The organism is Streptomyces inhibens (genome assembly GCF_022221585.1).
Taxonomy (GTDB): Bacteria; Actinomycetota; Actinomycetes; order Streptomycetales; family Streptomycetaceae; genus Streptomyces; species Streptomyces inhibens.
The window spans coordinates 671,434-692,544 of record NZ_CP084681.1; the positions used below are offsets into that span (position 1 = coordinate 671,434).

18 protein-coding genes and 3 pseudogenes are annotated in these 21,111 nt (G+C 69.2%); 11 read left to right on the top strand and 10 right to left on the bottom strand.

Going from position 1 to position 21,111, the window contains the following annotated elements; genetic code table 11:
* Positions 1-107 precede the first annotated feature (107 nt).
* Positions 108-1,736: a sensor histidine kinase gene (locus KI385_RS03275; RefSeq protein WP_425356857.1), complete on the top strand. Its 1,629-nt coding sequence runs from the start codon at positions 108-110 to the stop codon at positions 1,734-1,736.
* Between the two features lie 18 nt (positions 1,737-1,754).
* Here the strand turns inward: KI385_RS03275 and KI385_RS03280 are convergent, their stop codons facing one another.
* Positions 1,755-2,462 carry a response regulator gene (locus KI385_RS03280; protein ID WP_238570718.1) on the bottom strand — a complete coding sequence of 236 codons (708 nt, stop codon included), beginning with the start codon at positions 2,460-2,462 and terminating at the stop codon, positions 1,755-1,757.
* Between the two features lie 198 nt (positions 2,463-2,660).
* On the opposite strand from KI385_RS03280, the gene KI385_RS03285 reads away from it, so the two are divergent.
* A complete protein-coding gene (locus KI385_RS03285) occupies positions 2,661-3,236 on the top strand; it encodes an Rv1733c family protein (protein ID WP_238570719.1) in 576 nt (191 codons plus the stop codon).
* Positions 3,237-3,347: 111 nt separating this feature from the next.
* On the opposite strand, the gene KI385_RS03290 is transcribed toward KI385_RS03285, so the two are convergent.
* From KI385_RS03290 to KI385_RS03300, 3 genes are all read right to left on the bottom strand, one after another.
* Complete coding sequence (locus KI385_RS03290; protein WP_342593427.1) at positions 3,348-3,938, bottom strand: CBS domain-containing protein; 591 nt, start codon at positions 3,936-3,938, stop codon at positions 3,348-3,350.
* Positions 3,939-3,996: 58 nt separating this feature from the next.
* The gene (locus KI385_RS03295) at positions 3,997-6,696 is read right to left on the bottom strand and encodes a bifunctional acetate--CoA ligase family protein/GNAT family N-acetyltransferase (protein ID WP_238570721.1); all 2,700 of its coding nucleotides are present in this window, start codon (positions 6,694-6,696) and stop codon (positions 3,997-3,999) included.
* Between the two features lie 114 nt (positions 6,697-6,810).
* Positions 6,811-7,497, bottom strand: coding sequence for a CBS domain-containing protein (locus tag KI385_RS03300; protein WP_238570722.1), 687 nt, complete (start codon positions 7,495-7,497; stop codon positions 6,811-6,813).
* 167 nt (positions 7,498-7,664) lie between these two features.
* Between KI385_RS03300 and KI385_RS03305 the strand changes: the two are divergent.
* A pseudogene (locus tag KI385_RS03305) lies at positions 7,665-7,790 on the top strand (IS21-like element helper ATPase IstB); the annotation flags it as partial.
* A gap of 81 nt (positions 7,791-7,871) precedes the next feature.
* Positions 7,872-8,423: an SMI1/KNR4 family protein gene (locus tag KI385_RS03310; RefSeq protein ID WP_238570723.1), complete on the top strand. Its 552-nt coding sequence runs from the start codon at positions 7,872-7,874 to the stop codon at positions 8,421-8,423.
* A gap of 179 nt (positions 8,424-8,602) precedes the next feature.
* On the opposite strand, the gene KI385_RS03315 is transcribed toward KI385_RS03310, so the two are convergent.
* Together KI385_RS03315 and ftsH are read right to left on the bottom strand one after the other, a co-directional pair.
* The gene (locus KI385_RS03315; RefSeq protein ID WP_238570724.1) at positions 8,603-9,292 is read right to left on the bottom strand and encodes a CBS domain-containing protein; all 690 of its coding nucleotides are present in this window, start codon (positions 9,290-9,292) and stop codon (positions 8,603-8,605) included.
* 248 nt (positions 9,293-9,540) lie between these two features.
* Positions 9,541-11,490, bottom strand: coding sequence for an ATP-dependent zinc metalloprotease FtsH (ftsH, locus tag KI385_RS03320; RefSeq protein ID WP_281066784.1), 1,950 nt, complete (start codon positions 11,488-11,490; stop codon positions 9,541-9,543).
* A gap of 481 nt (positions 11,491-11,971) precedes the next feature.
* Here ftsH and KI385_RS03325 point away from each other — a divergent pair, with 481 nt between their 5' ends.
* Positions 11,972-12,409 carry a CBS domain-containing protein gene (locus KI385_RS03325; RefSeq protein ID WP_238570726.1) on the top strand — a complete coding sequence of 146 codons (438 nt, stop codon included), beginning with the start codon at positions 11,972-11,974 and terminating at the stop codon, positions 12,407-12,409.
* A 165-nt stretch (positions 12,410-12,574) separates the two neighbouring features.
* Here the strand turns inward: KI385_RS03325 and KI385_RS03330 are convergent, their stop codons facing one another.
* Positions 12,575-13,048 (bottom strand): Hsp20/alpha crystallin family protein, encoded by a 474-nt coding sequence (locus tag KI385_RS03330; protein ID WP_238570727.1) that lies wholly within the window; start codon positions 13,046-13,048, stop codon positions 12,575-12,577.
* Between the two features lie 358 nt (positions 13,049-13,406).
* On the opposite strand from KI385_RS03330, the gene KI385_RS03335 reads away from it, so the two are divergent.
* Complete coding sequence (locus KI385_RS03335) at positions 13,407-13,826, top strand: CBS domain-containing protein (RefSeq protein ID WP_238570728.1); 420 nt, start codon at positions 13,407-13,409, stop codon at positions 13,824-13,826.
* 118 nt (positions 13,827-13,944) lie between these two features.
* On the opposite strand, the gene KI385_RS03340 is transcribed toward KI385_RS03335, so the two are convergent.
* Both KI385_RS03340 and KI385_RS03345 read right to left on the bottom strand, forming a co-directional pair.
* Complete coding sequence (locus KI385_RS03340) at positions 13,945-15,387, bottom strand: sensor histidine kinase (protein ID WP_238570729.1); 1,443 nt, start codon at positions 15,385-15,387, stop codon at positions 13,945-13,947.
* Positions 15,388-15,413: 26 nt separating this feature from the next.
* Positions 15,414-16,148, bottom strand: a complete 735-nt coding sequence (locus KI385_RS03345; RefSeq protein WP_238570730.1) for a response regulator transcription factor — start codon at positions 16,146-16,148, stop codon at positions 15,414-15,416.
* A 168-nt stretch (positions 16,149-16,316) separates the two neighbouring features.
* Between KI385_RS03345 and KI385_RS03350 the strand changes: the two genes are divergently transcribed.
* Genes KI385_RS03350 through KI385_RS03360 form a run of 3 tightly spaced genes read left to right on the top strand, consistent with a single transcriptional unit; the run spans position 16,317 to position 18,917 of the window.
* Complete coding sequence (locus KI385_RS03350; protein WP_238570731.1) at positions 16,317-17,666, top strand: ferredoxin reductase family protein; 1,350 nt, start codon at positions 16,317-16,319, stop codon at positions 17,664-17,666.
* Positions 17,667-17,677: 11 nt separating this feature from the next.
* Positions 17,678-18,118 (top strand): FMN-binding protein, encoded by a 441-nt coding sequence (locus KI385_RS03355; RefSeq protein WP_238570732.1) that lies wholly within the window; start codon positions 17,678-17,680, stop codon positions 18,116-18,118.
* Positions 18,111-18,917 (top strand): FAD:protein FMN transferase, encoded by an 807-nt coding sequence (locus KI385_RS03360; RefSeq protein WP_238570733.1) that lies wholly within the window; start codon positions 18,111-18,113, stop codon positions 18,915-18,917. Before KI385_RS03355 ends, KI385_RS03360 begins: the two co-directional genes overlap by 8 nt.
* Positions 18,918-19,108: 191 nt before the next feature.
* Here the strand turns inward: KI385_RS03360 and KI385_RS03365 are convergent.
* Positions 19,109-19,249 (bottom strand): annotated as a pseudogene (locus KI385_RS03365) (flavin reductase family protein); the annotation flags it as partial.
* A 445-nt stretch (positions 19,250-19,694) separates the two neighbouring features.
* Between KI385_RS03365 and KI385_RS44470 the strand changes: the two are divergent.
* A pseudogene (locus tag KI385_RS44470) lies at positions 19,695-19,928 on the top strand (transposase); the annotation flags it as partial.
* A 64-nt stretch (positions 19,929-19,992) separates the two neighbouring features.
* Positions 19,993-20,754 (top strand): hypothetical protein, encoded by a 762-nt coding sequence (locus KI385_RS44475; protein ID WP_425356858.1) that lies wholly within the window; start codon positions 19,993-19,995, stop codon positions 20,752-20,754.
* The last annotated feature ends 357 nt before the right edge of the window (positions 20,755-21,111 follow it).

Genomic DNA, 21,111 nt, shown 5'->3' on the forward strand with positions numbered 1-21,111 from the left:
TGGCCACCGCGGAGGGTGACGTGCCTGACGAGAGACCTGGCCGAGACGAAGTCACACGCTCGCGGCTGAGCGCGCTGCCGATTGACCTCCAGGAGCGCCTCCAGGCGGTGGAACAGAGCACCGGCAGACCGGCCCGTCTCCTGCTCGAAGCGGTGATGAACGTGGGCAGCAGGCTGGAGTTGTCGCAGGTGCTGCGCCGTATCGTCGAGGCCGCCGCCGTCCTGGTGGACGCCGAGTACGGGGCGCTCGGCGTGATCGGGGAGAACTCCCCGCTCTCCCAGTTCCTGACCGTCGGGATCTCCGAGGAGGAGGCCGAGGCCATCGGTCACCTCCCGGCCGGCCACGGAATTCTGGGTGAGCTGATCCACCATCCCGCACCGCTGCGCCTGACCGAAATGGGTGAGCACCCTTCGTCATACGGCTTGCCGCCGCATCACCCGCCGATGCACTCGTTCCTCGGGGTGCCGATCCGGATCCGCGACGAGGTCTTCGGCAATCTCTACCTCACTGAGAAGCGTGGCGGCAGGGAATTCGATGCCGAGGACGAGACCGTACTGTCGACGCTGGCGGTGGCGGCCGGTGTGGCCATTGAGCATGCCCGACTGTACGAGGAAGCGCGCTACCGGCAACGGTGGCTGGAGGCCAATGGTGAGATCGTCGCCGGTCTGCTGCCCGGCGCGGGCGACACCGACGTCCTCAAAATGATCGTCGACCACGCCGTGCGTATTCTCTCCGCCGATCTCGGCGTGCTGGCGCTGCCCATCGATGGCGACAGCTTGAGTGTGGCCCTCGCTGCGGGCGTGGATGCCGAGGCACACCACGGCCTGGTCCTCCCCCGCCAGGGGTCGTTCGTCGGGGCGGCACTCACCGCCCGGAGTCCCTTGATCAGCCTTGACGTCGAGCACGATCCCAGAATCACCGCCGGCCCGCCCCGCTGGACAGGACTGGGGCCCGCGGTCGCCGTCCCGATGATTACCGGCGAGCGGGTGCGCGGTGTGCTGTTGCTGGCCCGGCTCCACGGCCGCGATCCGTTCACCGAGCCGGAGACCGCGCCGCTGCTGACGTTCGCGGGTCAAGGGGCCCTCGCCATGGAGATGGCCGACCAACGCCAGGACGCCGAACAGCTGGCTCTGCTCAAGGACCATGACCGCATCGGGCGTGACCTGCACGATCTGGCCATTCAACGGCTCTTCGCCACCGGCATGACACTGCAGAGCGCGCTGCGTTTTGTCGATCATCCAGAGGCCAGTGAACGCCTGCTCCGGGCGGTGGACGATCTGGACGAGACGATCAAGATCATCCGGTCCACCATCTTCGGCCTCCGCGCCCACGACTCCGGGCGGGCCGCACAGGGCCTGCGGTCCCGTACGGTCGCTGCGGTGGAACAGGCGGCCCGCACGCTGGGGTTCACGCCGTCCCTGCGCATGGAGGGACTCCTCAACACGGATGTGCCGGCGGAGATCGCCGATCATGTGCTGGCCGTGCTCGGCGAAGCGCTGTCCAACACCGCGCAGCATGCTCACGCCAGTGCGGCGGATGTGTCCTTGACCGTCCGCGACCGGGGGCTGACGGTGACGGTCGAGGACAACGGCGAGGGCATCCCGGGAGACGGTCGGCACAGCGGTTTGAACAACCTGGCCAACCGGGCGGAGAGCATGGGCGGAGAGATGACCATTGAGGCACCCGCGGAAGGCGGAGCCCGCCTGGTGTGGCGCGTACCGCTGCCCTCGGGGTAGCGGTACGCGCCACACGCCTCAGTCGTGATGCCGACCCGTTGCCGGGTCCGGTGCCGCGGCGGCCTGAGTGGCGAGGACGGCTGCCTGGACACGCCGCTCCACACCGAGTTTGGCCAGCAGCCGGGAGATGTGGTTCTTGACGGTCTTTTCCGAAAGGTAGAGCCGCTTTCCTATCTGACGGTTCGTCATCCCTTCGCCGATCAGTCCGAGGATCTCCCTCTCCCGTGGCGAGAGACTCGACAGCGCATCCGCCTCGGGCTCCTCGTCGGAGTACTCGCCCCGCAGAGTGCTCATCAGCCGCGCCGTCGTCGCGGGGTCGAGCATCGAGCGACCGGAGGCGACCGAACGCACCGCGGCGACAAGATCGGCACCCTTGATCTCCTTCAGCACATAGCCGGCCGCACCGGCCATGATCGCGTCGAGCAGCGCATCGTCGTCGTCGAACGACGTGAGCATCAGACAGCCCAGCCCCGGCATGCGAGAACGCAGCTCCCGGCATACGGAGACCCCATCGCCGTCCGGCAGGCGCACGTCCAGCACCGCGACATCCGGCCGCAGCGCCGGGCCCCGGGCAAGCGCGTGCTCGGCCGTACCGGCGTCGCCCACCACCTCGATATCAGGCTCGGCGTCGAGCAGGTCCTGCACGCCTCGGCGGACGACCTCGTGATCGTCGAGCAGGAACACGCGGATCGGCCGCTGAGGTGAGAATCCTTCCGCGTCGCTCATGATGCCCTCCGGGCTGGGGTACGACGTCCGCCCCGCCTACCGCCCATCGTGAATCGTGCCGGATGAGCGCGCCAGGGCCGAACGGTCCCACGCCCGCCGTACCGGCGCCGCCGCCCGCGTCTCTGCTGAGGCCGTTCGGCCCCTCACCTGTGCTCGTCGGGCGTGCCAAGGTCGAAGGACAGGCGAAAGGGGTGCGCGATGCCCTTGAAGAAGATCCGCCGACTGTGGCTGCGCAGCCCGCTGAAGCGCGGCACGGACGTGGCTGAGTCCTGGATGCTCCTGGCCACTGCGGTCCTGATCGCCGTGACGGCGCCCGCCGCCGGTGTGGCGGCCGCGAGTGCACTGGACGCCGCGTCCCAGCGGCAGAGCCACGAGTGGCGGAGCGTGTCCGCCGTGCTCACGGAAGATCCCCCCGCTCGTATCGGCGTTGGTTCCGCGGACGGCGCCGGTGGCCGGGTCCTCGCCACAGTGCGGTGGACGGCCACGGACGGCACGGCCCGAACCGGAGAGACGGCCGTGCCACCGGGCCTACGGGCCGGCGATCGGACCACCGCCCGGCTCGACCGGCACGGTTCCCTGCTGCGAAATCCCGTCACTCCTGACGATGCCGTCGCCCAGAGCATCGCGGTCGGCATTGTCGCCGCGTCCGGTACCGGTCTGCTCCTCTTCGGCGCGGACAAAGCCGGAGTCGCCCTGCTGAACCGCCGACGCTACGCTCAGTGGGAGAAGGACTGGGCGGAAACGGACTCCCAATGGGGACATCGGCAGCCCTGAACCGCGGCGGATGTGCCGGGCGGCTCGCGAAACGTGCCCCTTCTTCCGCGCCGAGCGCGGCCACGTCATCAGCGCGGAGGTCATCTGGAGTAGATCGACGTGAGCCGCTGGCTACACCACCTGCCGGTACGAAGCCTCACGCCGATAGGTGAGGCGGTTGACCACGGCTGTCACGCCGTCGACCTGTCGTGTCATCCGTACCGCGATGGCCACTTCGCCGCTGCTCTCGAGATTCCCCCTGAGGGTTACCACACCGTCATGGACCGCGACGTCCACGCTCTGCGCGGCCAGCCACAGCGCCCGCACCACGATCTCGTCGGTCACTTCGTCGCGGATATCCGCGTCAGGACGGGCGAAGATCTGCAGCACATCGCGCCGGGTGACCATGCCGACCAAGCGGGCCTCCTCATCCACCACGGGGAGACGCTCGATGCCGCTTGTGCTCATGATGCGGGCCGCATGAACAACGGAGTCGTCGGCACGGACCGTACGAGCCGGAGCGGACATCACAGCCCCGACGGTGAGCCCGCCGTCTGCGCCTGTCGCGCGCCGTGTGCGCCTCAGGTCCGTCGTGGAGACGATGCCGATCACCCTGTCATCGGCATCCACCACAGGCAGGCCATTGATGTCGTACTCCGCCAGCCACCGCGCTACTTCGTCGACCGGTGTCCCGCTCCGCGCGCTCACGACATCACCGGTCATCACGCTTCCAACACGTCGACGCTTCACCTCGGCCCCGCTCTCAGCTCGTGGTCATGGCTCAGGGCAGCCGGCGCAGGTAGGGATCGATCGCGCGGCGTGGCAGGAGGCGGACCCCGGCATCGACGACGGTGATTCCGTCGGGCCTGGCGATGACCGGATTGCACTCGGCATCGACCAGCTCGGGCAGGTCATCGGCCATCCGGGACAGACGCGCCAGCAGGTCCTCCAGGCCACCGACATCGGCCGGGGCGCTGCCCCGGTAGCCGAACAGCAACGGCGCACAGCGCGGTGCGGTGATCAGTTCGCGGATGTCGGTGTCGGTGAGCGGGGCGAGGCGCGCAGCGTGGTCGGCGAGCAGTTCGCTGGTGGTGCCGCCGAGTCCGAAGAGGACCAGGGCGCCGAAGACGTCGTCCTGGACGATGCCGGCCAGCAGTTCCGTGCCCCGGGCGGCCATCGGCTGCACGAGGACTTCGGTCATGGCCGCGCCGAGACGGGCCGTCAGGTCACGGTGAGCGGCTCGTACCTGCTGCTCGTCGTGCAGATCGAGGAGAACGGCGCCCCAGTCGCTCTTGTGCAGGAGTTCGGGCCCCTGGGCCTTGAGCACCACGTCACCATCGGTGCCCGCGAGTCGCTCGGCGGCATCGACCGCTTCCTGCTCGGTGACGGCGCATGCCTGCCGCAGGAGTGGAATGTCGTAGCAGGCGAAGAGCTGCTCGGTTTCTCTCGCATCCAGCCGGCCGCCCGCCGGGGCTCGCGCGAGAAAAGCTTCCACCAGTGCGCGTGCCCGTTGGGGGTCGACGCCTGCCGGCTCCACGACGCTGCCCTGCGGCCTGGCCAGCCAGCGGGCGCGTCCGGCCGCGTGGCAGAGCGCCTGAGCCGCCGACTGCGGTTCACCGTAGGCAGGCACCGTCTGCCCGTCTTCGGTCCGGAGCAGCCGGACCCGCTCCACCTGGTCGAGCAGCACCGCGATGACAGGCCGGCCGGTGCGGGCCCGTGGCGCCCGGACCGTCAACGCGGTGACCAGGTCAGCGCCGACCGCCATGGCCGGCGCGGTCGGTACCAGGGTGACCAGGACCGCATCAACCGCTCCGGAATGCGCGAGCCGGTCCACGCAGTCGCTCATCGTCCGCACGCTCACCGCCGGCGTGGTGTCGACGGGGTTTCCGGCGCCGGCGCCTCCCGGAAGCATGGCGAGCAGCTCGCCCACCAGGTCCGATGGCAGCTCGGGGACGGTCAGTCCCGCGTCCACGCACGCGTCCGCGGCGAGCACTCCGGCCCCGCCGGCATTGGAGACCACGGCGACCCTTCCGCCTGCGGGCAGTGGCTGGGAGTGCAGCAGAGCCGCGGCGTCCAGCAGCTCGCCGAGGGTGCGGGTGGCGGTGATACCGGCCTGCGTGAACAGCGCCCCGCGGGTCATGGTCGGGGTCGCCGCGGCCGCGGTGTGCGAGGCGGCGGCGCGACGGCCTGCGCCCGAACGCCCGGCGTCGACCGTCAGCAGCGGCATGCGGCGCGCGACGCGCCGGGCCGTACGGGAGAAGGCGCGCGGATTGCCGAACGACTCCAGGTGCAGCAGCGCCAGATCGGTTCGGCCGTCACACTCCCACCACTGCAGGAGGTCGTTGCTGCTCACATCGCGTTTGTCACCGAGCGAGACGAAGCTGGAGATGCCGATGCCCAAGCGGGAGAGCCCGTCGAGAAGCGCGATGCCGATCCCGCCGGACTGCACGGCGACCCCCGCGGTTCCCGGCAGCGGCTTTCTCACGGCGAAGGTCGCGTCCATACGGACCGGCTCTTCCGTATTGGCGATGCCCAGGCAGTTGGGGCCCACCAGCCGCATCCCCCAGTGACGGCAGGCCGCCGTCAACTCCGCGGTCCGGCTCGCGTCCAGACCGGATGTCACGACCACCAGCGCTCTGACCCCCGCCCTTCCGCACTGGACCACCGTCTCGGGAACAGCAGGAGCCGGTATCGCGATGACGGCGAGGTCGGGCGGCCGGGGAAGGTCTGCGACGGACGCGTACGCCGGGATGCGCAACACGGCGTGTGCATGCGGGTTGACCGCGTGGAGGAGCCCGGAGAAGTGAGCCTCGCGGAGGTTGTGCAGGATGGCCCGCCCGACCGACCCCGGCCGGGTCCCGGCTCCGATGACGGCGATGGAACGGGGGCGCAGCAGCGGCTGCATGCTCGCGATGTCAGCCGTACGGCCACGGATGTCCACCGCCGAGAGAAACCGCTCGTCCGGCGCGAGGCGGATGATGCCGCGCACCGTGGTGCCTTCGTACCGCCGGGTGACATGCAGCCCGAGGTCTGCGAAGACCCTGTGTACGGGATGGTTGTCGGCGAGTACGTCGGCGGTAAGGACAGCGACCCCGTTCTCGCGGGCGGTGTGGACGAGATGCTCCAGCAGCAGGGTGCCCACGCCCCGATGGTGGAAGTCGTCAGCCACCGCCAGGGCTATCTCCGCGGAAGCGGGGTCGTCGATGGTCTCGTACTCGGCGACGCCGACCAGCCGGTCGCCATGCACGGCGACCAGCGTGCGGTGTCCGGGGCCAGGCGGCGCGCAGAGCCTGTCCGCAGCCTGCTCTCCGGAGCGGCGGCTCGCTGCGAAGAACCTTCTGCGCAGATTGTCGGCGGACATCTCGTCGTAGAGCTGGAGTACCTGTCCGCGGTCCTCCTGGCACGCCGGACGCAGCCGTACCGTGCTTCCGTCGGCCAGCAGTGCGCAGACCTCACGCGTACCGGAGGTGGTGTGTGTCATCGCGATGCCCTTCTCCAGGGATCTGACTCTCACGATCTGCTGTCGCGGACCATCCTCACGAGGGCCACCCGGTGCCCTTCGCGAGCCGACCGGCCCTGCGATGCACAGCAGCTCTCAGATTTGAGGACCCACCACCGGCGGTCCCATCCGGGCGGGAGCCGAACCCTTCACGTCCAACGTCACGTCCACGACACCCTCGACCGCCCGCACCAGGCGTGCCACGACGGGAATGAGCGAAGTGTTGCCGACCGTGCCGCGGAGGGTAACCACGCCGTCGGTGACGGTGACCTCCAGATGCGTCGAGGCGCCGGCGAACAGCCGCCCGATGATCTCGGTACGCACCTCCTCCGCCAGGTCCTCGTCGGAGCGCAGAAAGACCTTCAGCAGGTCGGAGCGGCTGACAATGCCCTGCAACAGCCCCTCACCATCGACCACGGGAAGCCGTTTCACAGACTTGTACGCCATCGTCCGTGCCGCCTGGGCAATAGTGTCACCGGCGTGCGCCGTCAGGGCGGGCGCGCTCATCAGCTCCCCCGCCGTCAGCGCACCGGCCTTGCGCACATCGTCCAGCCGCCGCAGCTGCTCCAGACGACTCGGATCCGATTCCCGGAACTCTTCCTTCGGCAGCAGGTCGGCTTCGGAGACCACCCCGATCACCCGCCCCTCCCCCGCGAGCACGGGCAGAGCGCTGACCTTCCACTGCTCCATCGTCTCGACGATCTCCTTGAACCGCGCATCCTGTCCGATCGCGACCACGGTCTGGGTCATCACATCGCTGACGGTGTGCGGAGAGTGCTCCATGACGCCTCCTCTCGATACGGACCGATACGGACCGCGTCGCACGGCCGTGGTGACACCTCCAGCCTGCTTTCTCCCGTCCGCCCCGGGCAGGGGCCGTCCGGCCCCAACCCCTGCCGGTCGGCCGGTCCCGGGCACGCCACGCATGCGTCCCCTCACGTCCGTGCACGCCCCGGCTCTGCGCGGCCCTCGTCGACCGCCTCACCCTCAGCGGCACCATCATCGAGACCGGCACTGACTCCTATCGCCTCGTCAGCACACGAGCCCCGGCTGAGGAACCCGCCGAGGTCGGCTGAGTGCGATAGCTGCCGATCTTGACGTGAGCAACGAGGGGGTGAGGGACATCGGAACGAAAACCAGTGCTAAAAGATTGTTGTATGTGGGTTCAGCGAGTGATCGAACTGACCGGGTGGGAGCCACTCGGGATCTCCGTCGACTGGGCGGCGATCGAGGGAGAGCTGGGGGTTCCGCTGCCGGCGGACTACAAGGAGCTCTACGAGGCGTTCAGCGGCGGCGTCTTCAGTGATTCCGTCTACATTCTGGGGCGCGACGAGGGCATCTCGTTCGACTTCCTGACACAGTGGCGGGTCTCCCTGTCGACCGACCAGGACAGCAAGCTCGGAAGCGCCTCCGCCGTCGATCCCTATGCGATCTACGCGCCGGGCGGCAAGGGGCTGGTTGAGTGGGGCTCCACCGAATGGGCCGACGAGTACTTCTGGCTGATCGATGCCGAGCGGCCGGGCGAGTACCCCGTCCTTGCGCGGTCCAATGACGTCGGCGGATGGCACCGGTACGACATGTCCACCTCTGAGTTCCTCTACCGCGTCCTTGCCGATGCCGATTTTCAACCTTTCGGGATCGCGCAGTACGACCTCGGCACGACGTTCAAGCCCGGCTCCGGCGACCCCTTCGAGGGCCAGCCGCTCTGACGAGAGGCTGGCCGTCCCACGTTCGTGGACACGACAGTGCCGTCGTTCCAAACACCTTCATCGACGACTTCCACCGGGCGCTCGACAAGTTCCACGTCGCCCAGCAGGAAAGGGCGGAGTTGCTCGCCATCGTCCAGCGCACCCGGGACGGCATCGTCGTCAGAGCGGCGACCGCACGGTCAGATGTGCCGGTCCTTGACCGTCGTTGGCCCCGTCCGCGCGGGATCCGGGCCGGTCACGTCGAACTCCACGTCCACCACGCCCTCGACCGCGCGCACCAGCCGTGCGGCCACCGGGATGAGTGAGGTGTCCCGGACCCGCCCGCTGAGCGTGACGACCCCGTCCACGACCGTGACCTGCAAATCCTTGGCAGGCACCGCGAACAGCTCTCCCAGGATGTTCCGGCGGACATCCTCCGCGAGGTCTTCATCCGAGCGCAGGAAGACCTTCAGCAGATCGGCACGGCTGACGATCCCCTGGAGTACGCCGTGCCCGTCCACCACAGGCAGCCGCTTGACAGACTCTCGCGCCATGGTCCGCGCGGCCTGGGAGAGCGTGGCGTCGGCTCGCACGGTCAGAGCGGGGCTGGTCATCAGCTCCCCCGCCGTCACCGCTTCCGCTCTCCGCACGTCGTCGACCCGCCGCAGCTGCTCCAGGCGGCCGGGGTCCGCCTCCCGGAACCCTTCCTTCGGCAGCAGATCGGCCTCGGACACCACTCCGACCACGCGGCCCTCCCCCGCCAGGACCGGCAGCGCGCTGACCTTCCAGCGCTCCATGGTCTCGACGATCTCCTTGAACCGCGCCTCCCGGTCGACCGCGGCCACCGTCTCGGTCATCACGTCACGGACGATGTGCGGGGTGTTCAGCATGATGCCTCCTCGGTACGCGGACCGGCGTCACATGGCCCCGGTGACACCTCCAGCCTCGGATGCGCCGGGGCCCGCCCGACAGGGGCCGTCCGGACCCTTCCGTGGCCGGTCGGCCGAGGAGGCCTGCCAGAGCTGTCATGGCGGGACCACCTGGGCGGGCCGGCCGCGGGTCGTCCGGCGGACGGCCACCGGGGGCCGCCTCGCCACCGCACTCTCCGGATGCGCCTTGGCTGCCGACCTTGTTGCGATCAGGACAACGTCGTGGGGTTGCCCGCCGCATCGACATCGCGATCACCGGTTGGCCGGTGTTCTCGTAGTACGCCGAGGACGACGGAACCATCGACGGTTTCACGGGTGGTGAGCAGCCCGGCGAGGGTCTCCAGCGCCGTCCGGTGTTCGCGCAGCAGGACCACTGCGCGTTTCTCGGCCTGCCGTACCAGGCGGGCGGTCTCCTCGTCGATGATGCGCTGGGTCTGCTCGGAGTAGGGCCGCTGCAGGGCTTCTTCGGGGGTCTCGCCGCCGATGCGCTGAGGGGTGCCCGCGGCGTAGCCGACCGGGCCGAGGGCGGGGGACAGCCCGAAATCGCGGACCATGCGGCCGGCGATCTGAGTGGCGCCGGCCAGGTCGTCGGCGGCTCCGGTCGAGCCTTCACCGAAGGCGACGAGTTCGGCGGCTCGGCCGCCCAGCCGGACGGTCAGCAGGTCGGTCAGGTATGCCTCGCTGTAGAGGTGCCGCTCGGCTTCGGGAAGCTGCTCGGTGGCGCCCAGGGTCGGTCCGGAGGGCAGGATGGTCACCTTCGCGACCGGGTCGGCATGCTCGCACAGGGCAGCGACGAGGGCGTGGCCGGACTCGTGGACGGCGACTGCATGGCGTTCCTCGGGGAGCAGGGCGTTGGAGGTTTCGCGCCGTCCGAGCAGGACCCGGTCGCGGGCAGTGTCCAGGTCCTGGGCGGAAATGACGGTGCCGCCCGCACGGACCGCATTGATGGCGGCCTCGTTGACGAGGTTGGCGAGATCGGCACCGGAAAAGCCCGGGGTGGCTCGGGCGACGACGTTCCAGTCGATGTCGGGGGCCAGTGTCTTGCCGCGGGCATGGACGGCCAGGATCGCCGCGCGCTCGGCCTGGTTGGGCAGCGGTACGGTCACATGCCGGTCGAAGCGGCCTGGCCTCAGCAGTGCGGGGTCGAGCGCTTCGGGGCGATTGGAGGCGGCGAGCACCACGATGCCGCTGCTCTGGTCGAAGCCATCCATCTCGGCCAGGAGCTGGTTGAGGGTTTGCTCGCGTTCGTCGTTACCTCCCAGCCGCACCCCGCCGCGACGGCTGCCGACGGCGTCGATCTCGTCGATGAAGATGATCGACGGAGCACGTTTGCGTGCGTCGGCGAAGAGGTCGCGTACCCGGGAGGCACCGACCCCGACGAACATCTCCACGAATGCCGATCCGGTCACTGACAGGAAGGGGACCTCCGCCTCCCCGGCCACGGCGCGTGCGATCAGGGTCTTGCCGGTGCCTGGTGGCCCGACCATGAGCACACCGCGCGGGCCCTTGGCGCCGGCCACCGCGTAGCGCTCGGGGTGGCGCAGAAACTCGACGACCTCACTGATCTCCTGTTTGACGCCCTCGTACCCGGCGACATCGGCGAAGCGGGTGGTCGGCCGCTCGGCCTCGATGATCTTCGCCCGGGACCGTCCGATGCCACTCAGCCCTCCGGACAGCGTGCGTGCCGCCTGCCGCCCAGTCCACAGGAACAGCGCACCAAGGAGCACCAGCGGCAGGAGCACCGCCAGCAGCGTCCCCGGCCAGTTGCTGCCGCCGCTGCTGGAGGCGGTGATGTCCACCTTCTTGGACTGCAACCGTGGCTCAAGGCTGCTGTTGTCCAGCGCGGTAGGAATCCGGGTGGTGAATTTCCGTCCGTCCATGAGGGTCCCGTCAACGGCTCCCTTGTCGTTGATGTCGACGGTCTTGACCTGGCCGGTGTTCACCTTGCCGAGGAAGTCGCTGTACGAGAACGCAGTCCCCGGCGAGGTCTGGGAACGCATCAGGAGGACAACGAACACGATCACCAGGGCGATGGGTAGCAGCCACGGCCGCCAGGCGGGAGCCGGCGACGGAGCCGGCGGTTTGGGCGGCTCACGTGGTGGCCCCGGTTTGGCCGACCGCGTCGGATGGCGGCCTGACAGGCGGACTGCTGTGATCACTGACAGCTCCCTTGACGCGGGGCAGGCCCTTCGACGAGGCCGTTTCCGCGATACGGACGGCGGGAGTCGCGACCGTCGTCTCCCTTCCACGGTCGACGTTTTTCCCACGTCCTGCAGAACGGAACACGGCAACCCGCGACCTCACATGCGTCGTCCCGGCTTGGGGGCCGGTTGTCCGGCTGCAGGGACCTTCAGCCCTCCGCTCACCGTCGATCGGGGACCAGTCTGGGAAGTGCTGCTGCGGTTCACGTCGTGGTGAAGCGGCCCATATCCAACCGTCGGCCTGTTGGGTGGCTCCCGGCCTCGGTCGACGACCCGTGGAAACCCGCACGATCGGCCAGGAGGAACCCGTCATGCCCTTGAACCACCTCGCCTGCCTTCGTGCGCTGGGCAGGCGGGCGTGCCCACTCCCCTGGCCAGGCAGGGGCGGGCACCGGAACCGTCCAGGAAGGCAGCGAAGAAGATGCAGATCAAATACCTCATGACTACTCCCCCGGCCAGCGTCCCCCTGGACGCGTCACTGCAGGATGCGGCCCGGCACATGGCCGACGCCTGCGTCGGGGCTCTGCCCGTGGTCGAAGACGATCACGTGGTGGGCATGATCACCGACCGGGATCTGGTCGTACGGGCGATGGCCCGCGGGCTCTCGCCGACAGTGCGGGTCGAGGCTCTGATGTCGACGGACCCGGTCACCGTGGAGGCGGACACCCCGGTCCCGGCCGCGATGCATGCCATGCGCTCGATCGAAGCCCGCCATCTGCCCGTGGTGGACAAAGGGCGGCTCGTCGGAGTGGTCTCCTTCGACGACCTGTTCTGGTTCGTCACCGGGCAGTTGGGTGAGTTGGCCGCCGTGGTCAACGCCACCCGGAAGATCCCTGACCCGTTCCACCGGCGGCAGAACCGGACTGTGGCGAGGTGACGACATACCTGCCCGGTCCCGCAGCCGGCGTGACGGTGGCCGTCCTCCGCGCCGGGCGGCTGTGCACCGCGAGGAACCATGCCCTGGGTGAGGCGGCCACAGGCGGCTGAGGTACGGGCCGCACCGGTTGCGCGAGGGACGGTCAGCTCTTGAGCGGCCTGAGACTCAGCCCTGGATCTCGATGTGGCGGGGCTTGGCCGCCTTGGCTTTGGGAATGGTCACCGTAAGGACCCCGTCAGAAAGGGTTGCCTGGACGTCTTCGGCCTTCACGTCGGTGGGCAGCAAGGCCCGGTACTCGAAACGCCCGGTGGGGCGTCCCCGGCGCCTCAGCACGCCTTCCCGTTCACGTTCCTTCAGCTCTCCCGAGATGCACAGCTCGCGCTCGGTGATCTCGACGTCGATGTCCTCACGCTTCATGCCGGGCAGTTCGCATTCGACCGTGTACGCATCGTCGGTCTCGTGCATGTCTGCGAGCGGAGCCCAGTTCATCGTCTCGGTCAACGACGGTGTGAGGGAAGCCGACTGCAGAAACCGGTTCATCCTCTCGAACAGGTCCTCAAAATCGGCCGTCATCGGCTCATGCCAGGGAAATCCCCGCTCCATCAGGCTGCCATGGCGGTGTCGTATGGGCAGAGTCATCGCGGTTCACCTCCGCGAATGGGCGGCAGTTGATTCTGCTTCTTCCATGCTGGCCGTTCTCGGCACGACCGGCACCCTGGCCCCACTCGGACGAGGTGGCGAGTCACGGCATGGTTCCGTCGCACGGCTTCCACACTGCACCGCCCCGGGCCTCGTCCCCATGGGAGTGCTCAAGGGATGACCACCGCTTCGAGGCCGCTCGCCCGGCAGTCCTGCTGCTCAGCCGCGTAAGGCGGGGCCATTCGACCTATTTCAACCCGCAGTCCATGAGCCGGACACTGGTTCCAGGCCCCACAGGGCGGCGCGCGGGAGCTCAGGCCGCACGCCCATCCCGTACGAACTTGAGGACGTCAGCGCAATGACTACCGCACGCGACATCATGCACAGTGGCGCTACCTGTGTGCAGGAGACCGAGACCCTGGTGGACGCGGCACGCCGGATGCACGACCTCGATGTCGGCGCACTTCCCATCTGCGGTCCTGACGACCGGCTCCATGGGATCATCACCGACCGCGACATCGTCCTGAAGTGCCTCGCCAGGGGCAAGGACCCCAAGACCATGACCGCCGGCGAGCTCTCCCAGGGCAAGCCATTCACCATCAGCGCCGAAGCGGGAACGGAGCAGATCCTGCACGCCATGGAGGAACACCGGATCCGGCGGCTGCCGGTTATCGACGACCATCGGCTGGTCGGCATGATCAGTGAAGCCGACCTGGCCCGGCACCTCCCGGAAGAGAAGGTGGGGCACTTCGTCGAAACCATCTGTGCGACGACGTGACCTCGCCCGCGGCATCGAACCGGTGCATGCGGCACCGGCGTCCGTAGTTCCTGGCCGAACCGATCCCGCCGCTGCAGGGTGGCAGCCCGCGCCCGACGAAGCCCCCGGAGCCGAACGGTCAGCCTCCGGCGCTCGGGTTCGGAGGGAACGCCACCGTGAACGCCGTGCCCCCGGGACGGCTCGTCACGGTGACCGTGCCACCGTGCGCGATGACCACCGCCTGGACGATCGCGAGACCCAACCCGGTGCCGCCGGCGGTACGCGAACGGCTGTGATCGGCCCGTACGAAGCGGCCGAAGACCTCGGGCCGGAGTTCTTCGGGGATGCCGGGGCCGTCGTCCGCAACCGTCAGCCGAGTGCCCTGTTCGCCACTCACCAGCTGTACCGTCACCGCGGTGCCGGCCGGGGTGTGGGTACGGGCGTTGGCGAGAAGGTTGCCGATGACCTGGTGGAGCCGGTGTTCGTCCCCGGCAACGGTCACCGCCGTCCGAGGAAGGTCGAGCAGCCACCGGTGGTCGGGCCCGGCCGCCCGTGCGTCATCGGTGGCATCGAGTACGAGTCGGGTCAGATCCACCGGCTTCCGCTCCAGAGCACGGCCCGCGTCGATGCGGGCGAGCAGCAGCAGGTCGTCCACCAGGCGGCTCATCCGCTCCGATTCGGACTGGATACGGTCCAGGGCGCGCCGTACCTCGCCGGGCACGGGCCCCTTGTGGCGGAGGGCGAGTTCTGCGTGACCGCGGACATTGGCCACCGGGGTCCGCAGCTCGTGGCTGGCGTCGGCAGCGAAGTGACGCAGTCGCTCCTCACTCGCCTGACGGCGTTCCAGGGCGTTTCCGACATGGCCGAGCAAGCGGTTGAGGGCGGTGCCCACCTGGCCGACCTCGGTGCGAGGGTCGGCCACCGGCACGGGCGCCGGCATGGCCACCTCACCACTGGCCAGCGGCAGCTCCGCCACGCTCGCAGCCGTGGCGGTCACGCGCCGCAGCGGTCGCAGCGACAGCCGTACCCAGAGCGCCCCCAGCACGCCGGTGACCACGAGTGCCCCGCCGAAGACCGCCGTCTCCACCGCTTCCAGCCGGTGCACGGTTTCCTCGACCGGGTGCAGCGGCAGGCCGGTGATCAGCACATCGCCGTCGTCCCCCACTACGGCGTTGACGCGGTACCGGCCCAGCGCGGACAGGCGGATGCCGTGGCCGGTGCCGTCGGTGGGCAGGCCCGCCAGAGCCCGGCGGTCGGTGGCGGTGAGCGGCACCGTGGCATCCGTCTGCCGCCGCACGACGGCTGCCTGCGTCGGTGTGCCGCGCAGTAGCCGTGCGCCGAAGGTGCCCTCCGACTGGCCGCGGGTATCGGGCCGGTTGTCGGCGTCCGGCCGCGCCTCGTGTTCCAGACTCACCGCGAACCGGCCGGCCGACGCGGCGAGCTGCTGGTCCAGGCGGCGCACCAGAAAGCCCTCGAGCGCGACGACCGTGGTCACCCCCACGGCCACGCACGCGAGCGCCAGGAGCGCGACGAGCCCCGCGGTGAGCTGGCTGCGCAGCGTGCGCGGGAGCAGCCGTTTCACAAAGGCCCGGGTAATGGGGGCGCTGATCATGACAACTGCGGCTTGAGGACGTATCCGACGCCGCGGACCGTATGGATCATCGGGGCCCGGCCTGCGTCGATCTTCTTGCGCAGATAGCTGATGTAGAGCTCGACCACATGTGACCGGCCGCCGAAGTCATAGGACCAGACGCGGTCGAGGATCTGTGCCTTGGACAGCACCCGCCGCGGATTGCGCATCAGAAATCTCAGCAGTTCGAACTCCGTACGGGACAAGTCGATCAGTTCGCCCGCGCGGATGACCTCCCTGGCCTCCTCGTCCATCACCAGATCCCCGACGACCAGGCGGTCACCGTCCGTCTCCGGTGTCCTGCCGGCCCGGCGCAGCAGGCCACGCAGTCGGGCGAGCACCTCTTCCAGGCTGAACGGCTTGGTCACATAGTCGTCGCCGCCCGCAGTGATCCCGGCGATACGGTCCTCCACGGCGTCTCGGGCAGTCAGGAAGAGGACAGGGACCGTTTCCAGCTCCTGGCGCAGGAGGTGCAGCACTCGCAGGCCATCCATGTCGGGCAGCATCCAGTCCAGGACGACGGCGTGGGGGCGGAAGGTCCGCGCCACGGCCAGCGCCGTGCCGCCGTCGGCCGCGGTGCGGACCTGCCACCCCTCGCCGGACAGAACGCCGGACAGCACCTCGGTGAGGTCCGGCTCGTCGTCGATCACGAGGACACGCATCGGCGAGCCGTCGTCGCTTCGCGGATGGGCAGCGGGGCGGTGAGTGTTCATGGTCTGTCCAGCATCCCCCGCACTCCGGCGCGCAAGGTTAAGAGCTTGCTCTGAGTTTCCTATGAATTGCGCTCTGGGTTCCCCGTGCAGTGCGGAGTCGTCGCGGCGCTCAGAGGTTCTTCAGAGGTTGCACTGCGACGCTGGCGCCCACCACGGAAAGGGAGCCATATGAGCACCATCTCGCACACCCGCCGCGGTGCACCCCGCAGCCTGCCACCGTCCCTCACACCGCTGCTGGCCCAGGGAGTCATCTGGACGGGCGCCGCCGGAGTCCTCGGCCTGTGGTGGACCGGCACCGCTTCGGTGGTGGGCCCCGCGGACTGGCTGACCGGCGCCGGCCGGATCACCGGCCTGCTCGCCGGATACGCCTGCGCGGTGCTGGTCGCGCTGATGGCCCGGGTTCCCCTGCTGGATCACCGTCTGGGAACGGACCGCCTGGCCCGCTGGCACGCGATGGGCGGCCGGTACACCATCTCCCTCGTACTCGCCCACACCCTGCTGATCATCTGGGGGTACTCGCTGGCCTCGCACAACAACGTGGTGAGCGAGACGAGCGATCTCGTCTTCGACTATCCCGACATGCTCAAAGCGACCGCGGCCTTTCTGCTCCTGATCGCCACCGGGATCGTCTCAGCGCGGGCGGCACGCCGCAGAATGAGCTACGAAACGTGGCACTACCTCCACTTCGCCACCTATCTGACCGTCTTCCTCGCCTTCGGCCACCAGCTCTCCAACGGTGCCGACTTCGTTGGCCACCGTCCTGCCCAACTGGCCTGGTACGCCCTCTACTTCGCGGTGGCGGCGCTCATCGCCTGGTACCGCTTCCTGCTTCCCGTACAGCGGGCGCTGCGCCACCGGCTCCGCGTCGCCGACGTCCGCCAGGAGGCACCGGGCGTGGTCTCGGTCCATCTCACCGGTCACCACCTGGCCGAACTGGGCGCGCAGCCCGGCCAGTTCTTCCGCTGGCGCTTTCTGGCACCAGGACTGTGGTGGACCGCCAGCCCCTACTCCCTCTCGGCGCCGCCGCTCCCCCACCGCCTGCGCATCACGGTGAAGGAGGCCGGCGGGCACAGCGCGGCACTCGCACGACTGCGGCCGGGAACGCGGGTGTGGGCCGAAGGCCCGTACGGTGCGCTCACCGCGGCCCGCCTCAGAGCCCCCAAGGTGCTTCTCATCGCAGGCGGTGTCGGCATCACACCACTGCGCGCCCTCTTCGAAACCCTCCCCGGCGAGGTCACACTGCTCTACCGGGCACGGCGGCCCGAGAATCTCGCGCTGCGCGCCGAGCTCGACGCCATCGCCGCCGCCCGCGGCGCGGTCGTGCACTACGTCGTCAGCGAACCGGCCGCGTACTCCATGCCCTTCACGGCCCGCGCACTGAACCGCCTCATACCGGACCTGGCCGCCTACGAGGTCTATCTCTGCGGCCCGCCCGGCATGACCGAAGCCGCCATGCGTGCCCTACGAGGGGCGGGCGTGCCGCGCCGTCACATCCACCACGAGTCATTCGAGTTCTGAGGAGTCACCCTGTGCGCCGAGCCGTCCTCACCACCGCGTCCACCAGCGCCCTGGTCATCCTGCTGCTCACCCTCAAGCCGCACCACAGTGCCGGCCTGACCGGCGAAGCCGCGCCGCCGGACACCACACCGGCTCCGGCACCGACCGGCACCCCGCACCGGGGCACCCACCCCGCCAACGGCACGTACACCGGCGCACCGATCAGTACCCGCTACGGCACCGTGCAGGTCGCGGCCACCGTCAAGGCAGGCAAGCTGGCGGCCGTCAAGGTGCTTCGCGCGCCGTCCGAGAACGGCCGCGACCGGGAAATCGCCGCCTACGCCCTGCCACGTCTGACGCACGAGGCGCTGAGCGTCCACAGCGCCCGCATCGACGCAGTATCCGGCGCCAGCTACACCAGCGCGGGCTACATCCGGTCCCTCCAGAGCGCACTGGACCAGGCCGGTGTCTGACATGGAATGGGGACTGCGGCACGTCGAGCATGCGATGGGCACCGTGTTCTCCTTCGACATCCGGGACACACCGACCACCGCCATCGCCGATGCCCTCGGTCAGGCCGTGGGCTGGCTGCACCACGTCGACGAGGTGTTCTCCACCTACCGCCACGACAGCATCATCAGCCGGCTCTCACGGGGCGAGATCGGACGCGACGACTGCTCGTCGGAGGTAAGCGAGGTCCTTGACCTCTGCGAGCGCGTCGGACGCGCCACCGACGGCTGGTTCAGCCACACGACGGACGGCACCCTCGACCCGTCAGGGCTGGTCAAAGGCTGGGCCATCGAGCGCACGGCTCGGATTCTTCACGCTGCGGGGGCACGCAATACCTGCGTGAACGGCGGCGGCGACCTCCAGCTGAACGGCGAAGCGGCACCCGGATCCCCTTGGCGCATCGGCATCGCCCACCCCTCACACCCCGGTGAACTGTGCGCAGTGGTCACCGGCCGCGACCTCGCCATCGCCACATCCGGAACCGCAGAACGCGGTCCCCACATCCTCGACCCGCGCACCGGCGCCCCCGCCGACGGCCCTGCCTCCGTCACGGTGGTCGGCCGCAGCCTGACACTCACCGATGCCTACGCCACCGCCGCCTTCGCCATGGGCCCGGCCGCTCGCGCCTGGCTCGAGTCGCTCGGCGGTTACGAAGGCTTCGCCGTGCAGCCGGACGGCCAGACATGGCAGACACAGGGCGCCACCGCAACAGTCAGCCTCTGTCGCATCGTCCGGGTTGATGACCCGCTCGGCCGACGGTGAGCGGATTCTGCGGAACGCACCGTCCACGCCCCCGGCACAGTCGGCCCGGGAGGTCTGGAAACCGTTGACGGCCGCTTCAATCGTGGGCCCGGTTGCGGGAATTGACACCGACGACTGTGGTCAGCCGGTCTCAAGTTGGCCCCACCATGCCGACCACCGGTATCGTCCCAACCCCGATACCACTTTCCTCAGAACTTCGCAGGGGCTAGGTTGTGCGTGCCGTCCGCCGAGGTGGTGGACACCCAGGCGATGGGCCGCGGCACCACGGTAGTCGTCAGCAGCTTTTAAAAGTCCCGGCTGGTCATGGACCGAGGATCGAAGTCAACACGCATGATCCGCAGTATGCACCGTGCGGCACCCCCGCACGCCAACCGGGGATCCACGGCACCACCAACCGCGAGATCTGATGAAGGTCGCCCGGCACCGGTAAGCGCTGAGGCCAGGATCGACACTGCTGCCCCGCAGCGACCACCGTCTGCCTGAGGGGGCTTCGAAGCTCCGCCCACATCCACGCCAGACGTCACCCTCATCCGCACGGTGGCCTGCCTTCCACATACCAGCCACATGCCTAGTAGTGCTTCGTCAGGTGTGCCGACCTTTCCTGGTCGGGAGCACGCTGGCGGGCATGAAGCTTGGGGAAGTGGACCGGCTCCGGGGTGAGTTGGCGAAGTTCGTGGCCGATGCCTTCGGTTCGTTGCCGGGGCGAAATCAGCGGCGGTGGGGCGAGTGTATCTGCGCGGTCTGATGTTGGAGGGGCGGCGGAAGTCGATCCAGCCGATGGCCGCGCGGCTGCCGGACGGGAACATGCAGGCCCTGCAGCAGTTCGTGAACCAGTCGCCGTGGGATCCGCTGCCGGTGTGGCGGCGGATCGCCGCTCGGTTGGTGGAGGCGATCGGCCCCGAGGTGTGGGTGATCGACGACGTCTCGTTTCCCAAGTGCGGCACCGGCTCGGTGGGGGTGGCCCGGCAGTACTGCGGTGTGCTGGGGGAACGGGCCAACTGCCAGGTGGCGTGAGCGTGCATGCGGCCACCGACCGGGCGTCGAGCCCAAGGAGACCGCCCGGCCCGTCGGCGCGGTGCCCCACCGGCCGGAGTACGGCGGCCTGGGGCCGCCCACCCTGCCGCGCTATCGCGGCCGCCACCGGGCGCTGCCCGAACTCCCCACCGTTGACACAGAGTTCGCCGAGATCTCCTGGCGCGAGGGCAGCAAGGCGGGCCTGACGTCGCACTTCGCCGCCTTGGAAATCCGTCCGGCGGGCAAGCTCGCCGCCCGGGCCGCGCAGGAGGCCGGCGGGGGCCGCAACCGCTGGGATGGTGTGCTGACCACCCGCACCCTGCTGGTCGAATGGCCGCCGGAAACTTCGGCTCCCACCGGGTACTGGATCTCCCACCTGCCCGTCACCACACCGATTGAGGACCTGGTGCGATGGGCCAAGATGCGCTGGCGCGTCGAGCACGACTACCGGGAGCTGAAACACGGCCTGGGCCTGGACCACTTCGAGGGCCGCAGCTGGCGCGGCCGGCACCACCACGTCACCAAGTCCTCGATGCCCTGCAGGGCTTGCTGCGGTGCTGGACCGGTACCTGCACCACCTGCGGCCGGAACCTCACCCGAGCCAGAACCTGACGAAGCACTACTAAGCGCGGCCCAGCCGGCAGTGCCGGGACGCCTCGGGGTTGCCGGTGCCAGCAGCCCGGAGAACTCCCGTCATCACAGGTCACAAGGTACGTCTTCGTCGTCAAGGCACCCGCAAGTGGTGATCGTTCGGTGGATCCAGCTTCAAGGGTTGAGCACAAGTTCCACACATCCTCTCTTCAGACGGGCCCCGATGGTCTAGATTGACCGTGCTTCACATGCGGACACGAGGCGACAAATGATGATCTATGGGTTCGGCGCTACGGAAAGCCAGCAGTCGCGTCCCCGGCGCCAGTCGTGGGGTTGATCAATTCTTGGAGCCCGAGAGGGGGCCTTGGGTGGGGAGCCCGAGGGTTCGACGGGTTCCCGCGCACCTCGAGAGTCCGGCAGAACATGCGAGTCCGCTGCCGCCTGCGTGGGGTGTTCAAGTAGCGCTGCATTAGCCGGGATGTCATTCGCAGGGGGCGGGGGCCTCCCGGGGGGAGGAACAGCGCGGCGCGGGGGGCGGGGGCCTCCCGAGGGGAGGAACGGTGCGGGGGGCACGGGCCTCCCGGGGGGA